14 protein-coding genes are annotated in these 13,659 nt (G+C 62.4%); 4 read left to right on the forward strand and 10 right to left on the reverse strand.

Going from position 1 to position 13,659, the window contains the following annotated elements; translation table 11 throughout:
* Nucleotides 1-79 precede the first annotated feature (79 nt).
* Nucleotides 80-997 carry an alpha/beta fold hydrolase gene (locus tag JFU58_RS19430; RefSeq protein ID WP_201141684.1) on the reverse strand — a complete coding sequence of 306 codons (918 nt, stop codon included), beginning with the start codon at nt 995-997 and terminating at the stop codon, nt 80-82.
* 89 nt (nt 998-1,086) lie between these two features.
* Here JFU58_RS19430 and JFU58_RS19435 point away from each other — a divergent pair, with 89 nt between their 5' ends.
* Nucleotides 1,087-1,473 carry a MerR family transcriptional regulator gene (locus tag JFU58_RS19435; protein WP_063029744.1) on the forward strand — a complete coding sequence of 129 codons (387 nt, stop codon included), beginning with the start codon at nt 1,087-1,089 and terminating at the stop codon, nt 1,471-1,473.
* Here JFU58_RS19435 and JFU58_RS19440 read toward each other — a convergent pair.
* Complete coding sequence (locus JFU58_RS19440) at nt 1,470-1,997, reverse strand: GNAT family N-acetyltransferase (protein WP_177026084.1); 528 nt, start codon at nt 1,995-1,997, stop codon at nt 1,470-1,472. The genes JFU58_RS19435 and JFU58_RS19440 overlap by 4 nt on opposite strands.
* Nucleotides 1,998-2,147: 150 nt before the next feature.
* Between JFU58_RS19440 and JFU58_RS19445 the strand changes: the two genes are divergently transcribed.
* Nucleotides 2,148-3,275 carry a GGDEF domain-containing protein gene (locus JFU58_RS19445; protein ID WP_063029748.1) on the forward strand — a complete coding sequence of 376 codons (1,128 nt, stop codon included), beginning with the start codon at nt 2,148-2,150 and terminating at the stop codon, nt 3,273-3,275.
* 3 nt (nt 3,276-3,278) lie between these two features.
* On the opposite strand, the gene JFU58_RS19450 is transcribed toward JFU58_RS19445, so the two are convergent.
* From JFU58_RS19450 to JFU58_RS19480, 7 genes are all read right to left on the reverse strand, one after another.
* A complete protein-coding gene (locus JFU58_RS19450; RefSeq protein ID WP_177071551.1) occupies nt 3,279-4,955 on the reverse strand; it encodes an ATP-binding protein in 1,677 nt (558 codons plus the stop codon).
* Nucleotides 4,956-5,095: 140 nt separating this feature from the next.
* On the reverse strand, nt 5,096-5,515 hold the full coding sequence (locus JFU58_RS19455) for an organic hydroperoxide resistance protein (RefSeq protein WP_201141686.1): 420 nt from the start codon (nt 5,513-5,515) through the stop codon (nt 5,096-5,098).
* Between the two features lie 140 nt (nt 5,516-5,655).
* Nucleotides 5,656-6,510, reverse strand: coding sequence for a CAP domain-containing protein (locus tag JFU58_RS19460; protein ID WP_063029755.1), 855 nt, complete (start codon nt 6,508-6,510; stop codon nt 5,656-5,658).
* An 81-nt stretch (nt 6,511-6,591) separates the two neighbouring features.
* On the reverse strand, nt 6,592-7,917 hold the full coding sequence (locus JFU58_RS19465; protein WP_201141688.1) for an MFS transporter: 1,326 nt from the start codon (nt 7,915-7,917) through the stop codon (nt 6,592-6,594).
* Nucleotides 7,918-7,975: 58 nt separating this feature from the next.
* On the reverse strand, nt 7,976-9,169 hold the full coding sequence (gene lhgO / locus JFU58_RS19470) for an L-2-hydroxyglutarate oxidase (RefSeq protein WP_201141690.1): 1,194 nt from the start codon (nt 9,167-9,169) through the stop codon (nt 7,976-7,978).
* Between the two features lie 107 nt (nt 9,170-9,276).
* Nucleotides 9,277-9,987, reverse strand: a complete 711-nt coding sequence (locus JFU58_RS19475) for a FadR/GntR family transcriptional regulator (RefSeq protein WP_201141692.1) — start codon at nt 9,985-9,987, stop codon at nt 9,277-9,279.
* 46 nt (nt 9,988-10,033) lie between these two features.
* Complete coding sequence (locus JFU58_RS19480) at nt 10,034-11,260, reverse strand: MFS transporter (protein ID WP_177071553.1); 1,227 nt, start codon at nt 11,258-11,260, stop codon at nt 10,034-10,036.
* 111 nt (nt 11,261-11,371) lie between these two features.
* On the opposite strand from JFU58_RS19480, the gene JFU58_RS19485 reads away from it, so the two are divergent.
* Together JFU58_RS19485 and JFU58_RS19490 are read left to right on the forward strand one after the other, a co-directional pair.
* Nucleotides 11,372-12,262, forward strand: a complete 891-nt coding sequence (locus JFU58_RS19485) for a LysR family transcriptional regulator (protein WP_093209569.1) — start codon at nt 11,372-11,374, stop codon at nt 12,260-12,262.
* 112 nt (nt 12,263-12,374) lie between these two features.
* The gene (locus tag JFU58_RS19490) at nt 12,375-13,049 is read left to right on the forward strand and encodes a GNAT family N-acetyltransferase (protein WP_201141694.1); all 675 of its coding nucleotides are present in this window, start codon (nt 12,375-12,377) and stop codon (nt 13,047-13,049) included.
* On the opposite strand, the gene JFU58_RS19495 is transcribed toward JFU58_RS19490, so the two are convergent.
* Nucleotides 13,046-13,648, reverse strand: coding sequence for a TetR/AcrR family transcriptional regulator (locus JFU58_RS19495; RefSeq protein ID WP_102605868.1), 603 nt, complete (start codon nt 13,646-13,648; stop codon nt 13,046-13,048). The two genes, JFU58_RS19490 and JFU58_RS19495, sit on opposite strands and share 4 nt — an antisense overlap.
* Between the last annotated feature and the right edge of the window lie 11 nt (nt 13,649-13,659).

Genomic DNA, 13,659 nt, shown 5'->3' on the forward strand with positions numbered 1-13,659 from the left:
CCCGCCTGTTTCGGGAAAACCCTTGGGTTAAAGCTTTTGTATCGCAGAGTGGTTTGGACACACTGCGATACAAGGCAGGTTAATGATTGGCGTTGGCCTGGAGCGCGTCGAAGAAACCTGCCAGGTCGTGATTGAATCGGTCGGGCTCTTCGGTGAACGGTGCATGGCCGGCGTTTGCATACAACCTACTGTGCACCTGTGGATTGAGCTGTTTCGCCCGGGCGATGGCCGGCCCCGCCTGGACCAGGGCATCGCGGGCGCCATACAGCAGCAACACCGGCACTTTCGCGCCGCCCAGGCCTTTGGCGGCGTCGACCGTCATGGATTGCACGGCGCGCTGCATGTCCCAGGAAGCCATGGCTGCGTTGGCCAGCAGGCGTTCGAATGTGCGGCTGTCGGGTTGGGTGTGAAAACACAGGGCCAGGAACTCGCGCACGGTGTCCAGATGAGTCTTCAGGTTTGGCGAGTTCAAGTCGCGGTACACCTCGGGATGCGCCACGATTTGGTCCGCCTTAAGCTCAATGACGCCGTCGACATACACCGCGCCCGCAATCTGGCTATCGCCGTACCGGGCCAGGTAGTTGGAAATCACTGCGCCGCCCAGCGACCAGCCGACCAGTAAGGGTTTGTCGGCATGGGAGGCGGTTATCACCGCATTGAGATCATCCGCCCAGCGACGGCCTTCGATGTAGGCCGCGTCTTCGGCGGGTTTGCTCGAAAGGCCATGGCCGCGCAGGTCGTAGGTGATCATGCGAAAACGTTGTAGTTGCGGGCTGTTTACCTGCGCTTCCCAGTTCAAGTGACTGCCCAGCAAGCCGTGAATGAAGAGCAGGGTGGGGCCGTCGGGGTTTCCTGATTCCTGGACCGCCAGGGTGACGCCGTCCGGCGCGGTAACGGTATAGGTGTCGGTCTGGGCAAGGGCGGCCGCGGATACGGCAAGCAGCACGCCTGCCAGCAACAGTGCGCACAGGCGACGGGTGAGGGTACGAAAGGGCATGAACGGTGCTCCGGTTCAGGGTAGGTGCCCTAGCGTCAGCCCTCACACTGGTGTGAGGGTCAAGGGGAAAATCGTGTTATGTTTTTTCGATGAAAAATACCCAAGCCTCCAGCGCCTTGAGCATCGGCGAACTTGCGCGGCAGAGCGGCGCGAGTGTGCGTTCGATCCGCCATTACGATGAGCATGGTTTGCTCACGTCCAGCCGTGCCAGTAATGGCTATCGCACGTTTCCCGCTGCGGCCGTGGCGCAGGTCCGGCAGATCCAGCGGATGATCGCGACGGGCTTCAGCCTGGCCGAGATCCGCAGTTTCCCTGACTGCATGCGCATGATCGAAGGGGCTGCCGCGTGTTCGCAGACGTCCGCTGCCCAGCGGGAACGACTGGCCTCGATCGAGCGGCAGATTGCCGACCTTGAGCTGCGGCGCGCACGGTTGCTTAAAACCCTGGCTGACGGGGTCATTCCGCCGCTGGATTAATCCGCGCGCGTGGCCACGAACACCAAGCTCGGCGCCTGCCCGGGCACATCGTCCAGCTCATCGATGGGCCGCATACCGATTTTCTCCAGCACCTTGATCGAGGCTGTATGGGCCGGACGCACCACGCCGTACACCTGCGGCTGGTCCAGTTCGACAAAGCCAAACTGCAACGCTGCCCTGGCAAGCTCCGTCGCGTAGCCTTGGCCCCAGGCGCTGACCGCGAAGCGGTAGCCCAGGTTGATTCGCTCAACGTCGTTGTACTTGTACAACGTGATGCCGCCGAAACCGATCACACACTCCGGCGCCTCCCGGGTCGCAATCGCCCATTGGCCGAAGCCATGTTCTGCCCAGTGCTTCAGCCAGCGAGCCAGGGCGGCCTCGGCTTGACCCAGGTCGGTCAAGGGGCCCGCCGGGTTATAGCGGTTGGTCTCGGGATCGCCATAAATGGCGAATACACTGGCCGCATCGTCGACCGTCGGGGCCCTGAAAATCAGGCGTGAGGTGGTTATCGGGCAAGTATTCATGGATGGGCTCTGGTCCTTGGAGCGAGAGAGAAGGTGTTCACCTATATTTATCCTGCTTTCGGCGCTCTAGCACGCTTGATTCAGTTGTTAGGGCTACTGGCAGGATGCCACAATGGCACTTTGTCGCGGCAGTAAGATCAGGCGGACCAAATGAATGGCCTTGGGCGTGGGCAGGACCAGGATTGCTTCATCGAGGAGCAGGTACGAACAGATCGATTGCACCAGCTGTTTCGCCAATCATTTTCTGCGGTGTTCGGCAGTTATATGGCCGCCGCAATGCTCTGCTGGCTGTGCTGGGAACGTTTTGATCACTCGGTAATGCTGGTCTGGCTGGTGGTGCTGGCGGGCACGTCGCTGCTGCGAGTGTCGATGTTCATGGCCTGGTTTCGCTGCCCCAACAGTGATCGCACCCCCGCACGCTGGGAACGGCGTTACTGGGTGACGCTGATGTTGTCAGCCGGGGTCTGGGGGATCGGTGCACTCGCGCTGATGCCCACCGACGACCGACTCTCCCAGGCCCTGGTGATGTTGTTCACTGTGGGCATGTCGGTCAGCGCCGTTTCTTGTTATTCGGCCTATCGCTACATGACCCTGGTCTCTATGGGCCTGGTTCTGCTGCCATGCACCCTGTGGCTGCTGTTTCAACCGTCCTCGATGCAAGTCGGCATGGCGCTGGCGGTGCTGGTGTTCTCTTCGTTTGTTGGCGGCGCCACGCGCAAGTTGTCGGATGCTTTGGAGAAAGCCTTTCGCCTGACTCGGCAAATGGAACGTGCCCACAATATCTCCACCCGCGCCGCACAAACCGACGAGCTTACCGGGCTGATGAACCGCCGGGCGTTCTTCGAGCATGCGCAGTTGCTCTACGAACAGTGCCGGCATAACCAGCAGCCGTTGTGCGCGCTGATGATGGACATGGATCACTTCAAAAACATCAATGACACCTACGGCCACCAGGCCGGGGACCAGGTGCTGCGGCAGATCGGCGGGGTGATCAGCGCGTCGTTTCGCCAGGCCGATGTCTACGGACGGCTGGGGGGCGAGGAGTTTGCGGTGCTGCTGCCGGATACGTCGCTGGAGACCGGGCGGCACATCGCCGAGCAGTTGATCAAGGCCATCGCAGGGCTGGCCAGCGAGCCGGTCCATGGGTTGACCGCGAGCCTCGGCGTGGCCTGGGCTCGGGCGGTGGACCAGGACCTGCACGGCTTGATGAACACCGCAGACAAGGCGCTGTACCGCGCCAAGGCCCTCGGGCGCAACCAGGTGGCCGTGGCCGAATAGGGCTCAGCCTTTGAGCAATGCCTTGGCCAATACCTGTGAGACCTGGTCGGCGGAGTAGGGCTTGGGCAGGAAGGCCAGGCCTTCGTAGCCGCTTTCTGCCAGCTCCTCGCTGTAGCCCGAGGTCAGCACCACCGGCAAGCCAGGCCTGCGCCGCCGCAGTTCCCTGGCCAGCGCCACGCCGGTGATGCCGGGCATCACCACATCGGAAAACACCGCATCGAAGCCCTTTACCTCTGTACCGGCCAGCTCCAGGGCCTGTTCGGCATTGGTCGCCCAGGTGGTCTGGTAGCCCAGGTCCTGGAGGATCTGATTGGCAAAGCGGCCCACTTCCAGGTTGTCTTCCACCACCAGAATATGGCGCTGGGCGCAGTCCGCGATCAGGCCACACCGCTCGGGGGCGCAGCGCTCGAAGCCCTCTTCGGGCACCACTTGCGGCAGGTACAGGGTAAACACCGTGCCTTGGCCGACCTCGCTGGCCACATCGACGTTGCCGCCTGACTGCTTGGCGAAGCCGAACACCTGGGACAGCCCAAGGCCGGTGCCCTTGCCGACTTCCTTGGTAGTGAAAAACGGTTCGAAGATGCGCTCGAACGTCTCACCGGGAATCCCGCTGCCGGTGTCAGTGAGGGAGATCGCAATAAACGCCTGACGTGAGCCGGCGTCACCGCGGATGCTCGGCAGTGTCTGCTCGGCATCCAGGCGCAGGGTCAGGGTGCCCTGGCCGTTCATGGCGTCCCGGGCGTTGAGGGCGATATTGATCAGTGCGGTTTCAAACTGGCTGGAGTCGGCGCGGATGTAGCACGGCTGCCCCGGCATTTCGACGCGCACCTGAATCCGTGCGCCAGTGACCGTCTCGAGCATCTCGCCGATGTTCTTGACCCGCTGGGCCGCATCGAACACTTCCGGGTTGAGCGGCTGGCGGCGGGCGAACGCGAGCAACTGGCTGGTCAATTTCCCGGCCCGTTCCACGGTGTCGGTGACGGCGCTCATGTAGCGCTGGCGACGTTCTTCAGACAGGCTCGGCAGGCGCAGGAAATCGACGGATGAACGAATGATGGTCAGCAGGTTGTTGAAGTCATGGGCCACGCCTCCGGTCAACTGGCCGATGGCTTCGAGCTTTTGCGATTGGCGTAATGCGGCTTCGGTCTGGGTCAGCAGGGCAGTTCTTTCGTTGACACGCTGCTCCAGGCTCGCATTCAACTCGGTCAATCGTCGCGACAGGACAACGGTGGCGGTGGTTTCGGTGACGGTGTCGAGCATGCCGACCACCTTGCCCTGCACGTCGCGGATCGGGCTGTAGCAGAAGGTGAAGTACGCCTGCTCCGGCGCGCCGCCCCGTTCGATCGTCAACGGGTAATTTTCGATAAAAGTGGCTTTACCGGCGAAGGCTGCGTCGGCAAACGGACTGATTTGGGGCCAGGCTTCCTGCCAGATGTGGCTGAAAGGCCGCCCGAGGGCATCGGGTTTGTCGCCAAGGATCGGGATAAACCCATCGTTGTACAGCGTGATCAGCGAAGGCCCCCAGACGATCGCCTGGGGAAAACTGGAGGCAAGGCATAGCGCGACGGTGGTCTTCAATACGTCTGGCCATTGGTCCAGCGGCCCCAGTGGGGTATTGGCCCAATCGTGATGCCGGACCCGTTCGGCCATTTCGCCGCCGCCTTGCAGCCAGTTTGTCATTCGGTGAACGCCTTCTTTGCCACGGTTTGCTGAGCAGGGATGCCAAGCAACAGACACCCCTGGACCCAGCCAGTTCAGCGGGATTATCCACTAGATGGCACTTTAATGCCTGCGCTGGACAATGACCCGCCAAACCGCCTTCAGACCACGCTGATCGCAACCTCGATATTGCCGCGAGTGGCCTTGGAGTACGGGCACGTCTGGTGGGCAAGGTCTACCAGTGCCTGGGCGGTCGAATATTCAATACCCGGCAAGCTGACCCGCAGGCGCGCTTGCAGGTAATAGCCGTTTTCCGGGCTGTTCACCAGGTCCACTTCGGCGCTCACCGCAGTGTCGGCCGGCAGGCGGATTTGCAGGGTTTGTGCAGCTTTGCCCATTGCGCCGATAAAGCAGGCGGACCAGCCGGCGCCAAACAGTTGCTCGGGGTTGGTGCCAGCCGTCTTGGAACCGGGCGGCGACAGCTTGATGTCCAGTTGCAGGTCATCGCTGTGGGACGCGCCTTCACGGCCGCCAGTGGTGTGGGTTTTGCCGGTGTAGAGCACGGTGCTGTTCTGGGACATGACGGTTTCCTTGTGAGTGGCCCGGGGCGGGCCGGTGTGCACAGGAAACCGTGCTGGCGTATCCGCAATGTGTCATCGCCAGTGGCTGCGCGCCTCGCAGTGTGTCGCCTCGGCGCAACGATACGTTGGGATACAAACCGTTATTGCTGCACCCCAAACAAGCCCGTCCAGTAGATGCCGGCATCACTTTTCGGGTCCATGGCGTAGGCGGCGCCCATCTCGCGGAACTGCGGGTTCATCAGGTTGGCGCAATGCCCGGGGCTGGCGAGCCAGCCGTCGACCACTTTGCGCGGGGTGTCCATGCCGGCGGCGATGTTCTCGCCGATCTGCTGGCCGATGTAGCCCGCCAGTTCAGCCCGGTCCCCCGGCGTGCGGCCGTCGTGGTCGAGGTGATCGAAGAAGTTGCCATTGGCCATGTTGCGGGCGTGGCCGGCGGCGGCGGTGGCCAGTTCTTCGTTCCAGCTCAGGGGTGTGGTGGCGGCAAAGGCCTGGCCGCCACACTGGTGGGGTAGCTGGCGGGCGGCGTTGATGAGGTCGAGGACCTTCCTGCCTTCGGTCTGGGTCTCGCCCAGGCCACTGGTCAACAGCGGACGGGCCAGCACGATGCGCCAGTCCTGGCCGCTGTTGCTCACGCCGATATCAATGAATTGCGGGTCGAGCACCACCCGGCAAAAACTTTCACGCACGGCTTTCATCGCGGCTTCGGCGTTCTTGGGCCCCGACAGGCTGATGGCCTGGACGTTGACCATCGGGTACGCCGCCCGCGCCAACGCCTGCTGCAGATCGCCGACGCTGTTGACCGGCAGCACCAGACGCGTGTCGCTGGCCAGCGGAGGCAATTCCTGGGAACCCTGAGTGCCGCAGCGCTGAACCTGGCTGCGGTATTGATTGATCGAGTCGACCAACAGGCTTTCTTCACCCGCCTGCGCCTGGGCGCTAAACACCAGACTGGCGGCCAGCGTCGTAAGACCCATCATCAATGACAGAACGCGCATGGACGTTTCCCTTGAGCTTGAAAGTGCCCATGATGCGCGATGAGGGGGCATTCATGCACCCGTTGGTCCGAACTTTTTGCCTCAGTTCTTGAATGCCGAGTGTTTACGGCCCTGATCGCACAGGGCGAACACCACCACCAGCAGCGATGAGATGGCGAGGATTATCACAACGCCATCAGTGGAGTGGGTGGCCGACGCCGCAACCATCGACAAGGCGCCTAATGGCGCGAGGCCACCTGCGATAGCGGTGCCGATTTCGCGCCCGGTGCCAAAGCCTGAAGAGCGGGTCTGGGTCGGAAACTGCCGGCTCAGGAACGAACCTTGGGGCGCGAACATCATCGGGGCGAGGATGCCGGTGGCCACGCCGATGGCAATGTAGATCATCAGGCTCTCACCGGTATTGAGCAGCGCCAGGAACGGGTAGGCAAACAGCAGCGACAGCAGGCCGCCGAGCATCAGCACGGTCTTGCTGCTCCACTTGTCGCACAACCAGCCGAAGCACGGCACGGCGACGATGGCGATCAGGCTGGCGATAGTCACCGACAGCGACGTCACGTGCACATCTACGCCCTTGAACTGGGTCAGGTACGCCAGGGAAAAGGTCTTGAAGATGTAGCTCAGGGCGTTGTAGCCAATCGCCACGAAGAACACCACCGCCAAACCCTTGAGGTCATTCTTGAATAGCGCCTTGAGCGGCGAGGCCTTGGCCTTCGCGGTTTCCTTGCTCAGTTCCTTGAATTCCGGGGTTTCCGGGATGCTGTTGCGCACCCACAGGCCCACACCCACCAGCGCGATGCTGCAAATGAACGGAATCCGCCAGCCGCCGGCCAGCAGGAATTCGTTGCCGTTGATGGTCAGCAGGTACACGGTCAGCGACGACAGCAGCAAACCCAGGTTCAGCCCCAACGCCGGCCATGCACCCTGGCTGCCGCGCTTGCCTTCCGAGGCATGCTCGTAGGAGGTGACTGCCGCTCCAGACAATTCGGCACCGGCGCCCAGGCCCTGGATGATGCGGATAAACACCAGCACGATCGGCGCCCAGATGCCAATGGAGGCGTAGCTGGGGATCAGGCCGATCAGCGTGGTGCACACGCCCATCATGCAGAAGGTCAGCACCAGCACTTGTTTACGCCCGAACTTGTCGCCCAGGTAGCCAAACAGAATGCCGCCGAACGGGCGGGCGATGAAGCCGATGGCAAAGGTAGAAAACGCCATCAGCGTGGCGGCCTTCGGGTCGCTGTTATCGAAGAAGATCTTCGAGAACACAATCGCCGCCATGGTGGCGTACAGGTAAAAGTCATACCACTCCAGCATCGAGCCGAAGATCGTCGCGGCCGCGACTTTGCGCAGGCGTTTCTGGGTTTGTTCGGGGGTTTCAACGTCCGGGGTGCGGGCTGTTGCCGTCATTCTGTACTTCCTTATGAGTCATTATATTTATTGTCAAAGTGACGCGTGATGCAGGGTGTCAGTCGGGCTTGAACATGCGGTCGGCGATCATCGCGCCGATAGGGATTGCGGAGGTGGCAGCGGGTGAGGGCGCGTTGCACACGTGGAGCATTCGCGGGGTCTGGGCGAACAGGAAGTCGTGCACCAGGGTGCCGTCGCGCATCACGGCCTGGGCGCGGATGCCGGCTTCGTAGGGCAACAGGTCTTCGATGTTCAGCGACGGACAGTACTTGCGGCATTGCTCCAGGTAGCCGGACTTGAACAGCGAGTTCTTCATCTCGACGCTGCCTGAACCGAGGTTCTGCCAGATGGTTTTCCAGAAGCCGGGGAAGCTCGCGTACTGCGCCACATCGCGCCAGTTGACTGAGAACTTGCGGTAGTTCTCGCGGCCCAGGCCAAGTACGGCATTCGGGCCGACCGTGACGCTGCCGTCGATCATGCGGGTCAGGTGCACGCCAAGGAACGGCAACTCCGGATCAGGGATCGGGTAGATCAGGTGGTTGACGATGTTGTTCTTCGATTCCGGCAGGCGGAAATATTCGCCGCGAAACGGGATGATCTGGTGGTCGATCTTGACCCTGGCCATTACCGCCAGACGGTCCGATTGCAAACCTGCACACACCACCAGGTGCTTGGCCTGCCAGCTTTCACCCCGAGTGCTGACGGTGACTTTGTCAGTGTCCTCGACGATGGAGGTCACGGTGCGTTCCAGGCAGATTTCCCCACCGGCACGGCGGATGACCCGGGCCATGGTTTCGCAGACTTCGCGGTAATCGACGATGCCGGTGGCGTCGAGAAACAACCCGCCCAGTCCGACGATATTCGGTTCGCGCTGGCGCAACTGGTCGGCGTCCAGGCGTTCGACCTTCATTCCGTTGAGCTGCGAGCGGGCGTACAGCGCTTCCATCCGCTGCACTTCCAGCGGGGTCGAGGCCACCAGCAACTTGCCGCACACCTCGAACTTGATCCCGTGCTCGGTGCAGAACTGCTTGGTGGCTTCGGCGCCGCGTTTGCACAAGTCGGCCTTGAGGCTGCCCGGCGCGTAGTAGATACCGGCATGGATCACGCCGCTGTTGTGGCCGGTCTGGTGCTTGGCCAGGAGGGTTTCCTTTTCCAGGATCACCAAGGAAGCGTTGGGCTGGCGCTTGAGCAACTCCATCGCGGTGGCCAGGCCGACGATGCCGCCGCCGATGATGCAAAAGTCATAAATCATTGTTTTAGGTACCTACGCATTTCAGTCTGCTTATCAGGTTGTCAGACTAATGGTTTTGTTAAAAAAACGGCGTGCCCGACGGCACGCTTCAAAAGGGTTTGGATCGTTTAATTGATGGCGGGCAATTCCAGGTGCAAACGCCGTGCTGCCGCGCGCAAGTGGGCCTCGGCACAGGCAGCGGCGCCTTGGGCGTCACTGTCGACGATGGCCTGGTACAGCGCGGTGTGTTCCTGGGTGGCGTCGGCCGAACCGCTGACAAAGCGGGTGGCAGAGTTTTCCCAGGCGGTCTTGCGCGCACTGGCCAGTTGGCTTCGGAGGAAGTCATGGAAGGCCACGAAATAGTCGTTCTTGCTGGCTTCGGCGATGGCGCGATGGAATTCCACATCGGCCAGGGCGGCGGCTTCAAAGTCGGCGCGTTTGTCGTGCATTTCCTGCAGGGCGGTTTTCATGCGGTGCAGGTCAGCGGCATCACGGCGCTGGGCGGCAATCGAGGCGGCCTGGGTTTCGATCCACAGGCGTACTTCGAACATTTGCGCGAGGTCCGGGCGGCGGCCGTTTTTTTCCGGAAAGCGGAACACGGTGCCGGCCGGGGTCTGGGAAATAAATGAGCCCAGGCCACGCCGCGCAGTCAGTACGCCGTCGGCCTTTAGCTGGGCAATCGCTTCGCGCACCACCGAGCGGCTGACATTGAGCTGTTCAGCCAGTTGCTGTTCGGTGGGCAGGCGTGCTTCGGGCGCCAGTTGGCCGGAGTCGATTTCTGCACGAATGGCGCTGACAACGCGCATAACGAGCGAATCTGGGCGTTGGAGCTCAAGCATGGCAAAACCTTGGTAATCAGGTTGTCAGACAATAGTCGTTACGATTTTACCTTGTCAAGACAGGCGTCACGCGGAACCGGGCGCGTAGGGCCAGGAAAAGGCCTACACCAATCAGTGCCAATGCCACGCCGAACGTGGCTCGCATCCCACTTCCCACGTCGGCGGGAGTGGCCGTGGCGAGGTCACCTGAAACCCGCGCAAACACCGCGCCCAAGGCCGAAGCGCCGGCGATCAGTCCCAGATTGCGCGACAGGTTGAGCAAGCCAGCGACCACGCCACGGCGGTCCGCCTTTACGTCGCTCATCACTGCGGTGTTGTTGGCGGCCTGAAACTGGGCGTAGCCGAGGGTGAGGATAATCAGCGGGCCGATGTACCCGGCAATGCCGAGGTTCGGTGGCGTCAGTGCGAGCAACAGGCAGCCGGTCAGCATCGCCAGTAGCCCGACAATCGTCATCGGCCCGCTGCCGAAACGGTCGGTCAAACGCCCCGCAGGTACGCCCATCAATGCGGAAACGCAGGGCCCGACTGCCATGGTCAGGCCCATCCAGGCGGGGTCGAGACCCGCACCGTGGGTCAGGTAGAACGGCCCGACGACGAGTGTCGCCATCATCACCGCCGATACCAGCGCGCTCATGGCCAGGCCGGCGCTCAGGGTCGAATCCCGTAGCGTCGACAGGAAACTGAACCTGGATTGAGCAGGCTGTCGCTCGCGGCGGTCGACGCGCAGATAACGCCGGGCGAGGGCAAAGGTCAGCAACCCCAGCGGCACGGTGATGAAGAACAGCGCGCGCCAGCCAAACCCGGCGATCAACATCCCGCCAAGGCTTGGCCCCAGCGCGGTGCCCATGGCCGACATCGTGCCCAGCAAACCCATGGCACGGCCGGTACGCTCCTGGGCGACGGTCTCACCCACCAGCGCCATGGTCATCGCCATCATGATCGCCGCGCCCAGGCCTTGCAGGGCGCGGGCGGCAATCAACAGCCCGAGGGACGGGGCCATGCCGCACAAGGCCGAGGCCACGGTGAAGAGCAGTAACCCCGCCAGTAGCAAGCGGCTGCGGCCCATCAGGTCGCCCAGTCGCCCGACGCTGACGATCACGGCGGTGATCGCCAGCAAGTACGCGAGCACCACCCACTGCGCCGCCTGAAAGGATGCGTCAAACGCTTGTACCAGGCTTGGCAGGCCAACGTTGGCGATGCTGGTGCCCAAAGACGCCAGCAACATGGACAGCGACAGGGCGGCGAGGGCGCCACGGGGTGCAGGTGATTTCATCAAGAGGCTCCTGGATTTGACCGCTGTCGGAAATCTACGCCGTCACCTAACATGGCGGAAGGCGCAGCATTTGCACTTTATACGTGCGCCAAACGCCCTGTGAGGTCTGCCGTGTCGACACCTGATTTCAATCTGCTGGTCACCCTGGATGTGTTGCTCGCCGAAGGCAGCGTCGCCCGTGCCGCTCAACGCTTGCGCCTGAGCCCGTCGGCGATGAGTCGGGCGTTGGCGCGACTGCGGGAAACCACGGGCGATCCGTTACTGGTGCGTGCTGGACGCGGCCTGGTACCCACGCCGCGGGCGTTGGCGTTGCGCGAACAGGTCAGTCAGTTGGTGCAGGACGCCGAAGCAGTCTTGCGACCGGCGGCGACGCTGGACCTAAGTCAACTGGTACGCACCTTCACCTTGCGCACCAGCGACGGATTTGTTGAAAACTTCGGCCCGGCGCTGTTGACGCGGATCGCCCGGGAGGCGCCGGGCGTGAGGTTGCGCTTCGTGCAGAAGCCGGACAAAGGCAGTACGCCGCTGCGCGACGGCAGCGTCGACTTGGAAACCGGCGTGGTCGACAGCAGCGCCAGCCCCGAGGTGCTGACCCAGGCGCTGTTTCGCGACCGGTTTATCGGCGTGGTGCGCAAAGGGCACCCGCTGAGCGAAGGCATCGTCACACCGCAACGCTTCGCCGAAGGCCAGCACATCTACGTGTCCCGGCGCGGTCGTGATCAGGGCCAGATCCATCAAACCCTTGAAGCGCTGGGGCTGACCCGGGACGTGGTAACCATCGTCGCCGGCTTCTCCACCGCCCTGGCGTTAGCCCGCAGCACCGACCTGATCGCCAGCGTGCCGGAGCGCCATACCGCCAACCTGCACAGCGACCTCCATCGCTTTGCGCTACCGTTTGCCTTCCCGGACTTCACCGTGTCGATGCTCTGGCACCCGCGCCTGGACGCCGACCTGGCCCATCGCTGGCTGCGCGGTTGCCTGCGGGAAGTGTGTGCGCAATGAGCCGAGCCTGGACACCCCTTTGGAAAGCGCCACAATGGGTGTTTCCGGGTCCACGGCGGCCCTTCAGCAGGTACAATCCGCCGGGCCTTAAAATGAAACACCAGGAATTCGAATGTTCAGCCTTACCCATTATGAAACCCCATGCGCCGAGCCGATCAACGCGCAGATCCTGCAGATGGTGGTCGACAACCTGACCGACATCAGCATGGTCGCCATCCCGCCGAGCAACCTGCTGTACAACGTCTACCAGTACGCGATCGGCTACGAAGTGCACCTGTACCTCGAAGCGCTGGGCGGCTCCAAAGGCATTGCGGTTGAACTGATCGTCGCGCTGGACGCGCAGGAGCAGGTGATCGGCTTCCTGCTGTACCTGCCGGTGAAAGACGATCCCGAGGCGTGCGGCGTGGCGTACATGGCGGTGCACGCCAGCCATCGGCGCAAAGGCGTGGCGCGGGCGATGATGCAGGACATGCTGGCCCGCTACCCCCATGCCGAACTGACCTGCGCGGTAGAGAAGGTACAGGCGTTCGAGTCCATGGGCTTTCAACTGCGCGGCGTGCGCGGTACCCAGGTGCTGATGAACACCCGCGACTACAGCACTGACGGTCTGATGGGTTTGCTGGATGTGGCGTCGATCTACAGCTCGCTGGAGGTGCGACAGATCCACACTTATCTCCTGCAAAAACACGGTAAGCGGGCGATGATCGATGCGGAAAAACAACGTGATCGTCACTTCGACCAAATGACCCACAAGGCCCGGATGTTTGTGCACGCAAGGCTGGGCTAACGCGCTCCTCGACTCACCATCGACTTGATGCTCGCAAACAGCTCCTCCTGTGCCTCCAGCGCGCTGATTTCCCCGCTCGCTGCGGCATGGGACAAGGCTTCCGCTGCGCCCAGCATCCCCCTCAAACCGGCCTGGGTTATCACACCGTCCACGGCAAAAGGGGCGAGGGCATCGCGGCACTTGCCGAGGAATATCACGTCGTACTCACGCTTGATGCTCTCCAGTTCCGGGCTGCCAGCCAAGGCGGAAATCACGCCCGGAATTTCACGTCCCTGCAGCAACACACAGTCGACATAGCACGAGGCGATGACCCACGCGCGGTCGTCCAGGGTGGGTTCGCTGGCTTCAATCGCGGCGGCAAACACCTGGTTCTGACGGGCGTCGAAATCTTCATACAGCGCCGCCAGCAGCCCCGCGCGATCGCCAAAATGGTCATACACCACCGGCTTTGTAACGCCGGCCAACTCAGCCAGGTGCCCCAGGGTCAGGGCATCGGTGCCTTCTTCTCGCACCAGTTGCCAGGCCACGTCGAGCAACTGGCGCAACCGGTCATCCCGGGACAGGCGGCGGCGAGGGGCAGGGGATTGATCGCTTGACATGCTTATATACC

This window comes from Pseudomonas sp. TH34 (assembly GCF_016650865.1).
In the GTDB taxonomy this organism is placed as follows: Bacteria; Pseudomonadota; Gammaproteobacteria; order Pseudomonadales; family Pseudomonadaceae; genus Aquipseudomonas; species Aquipseudomonas yamanorum.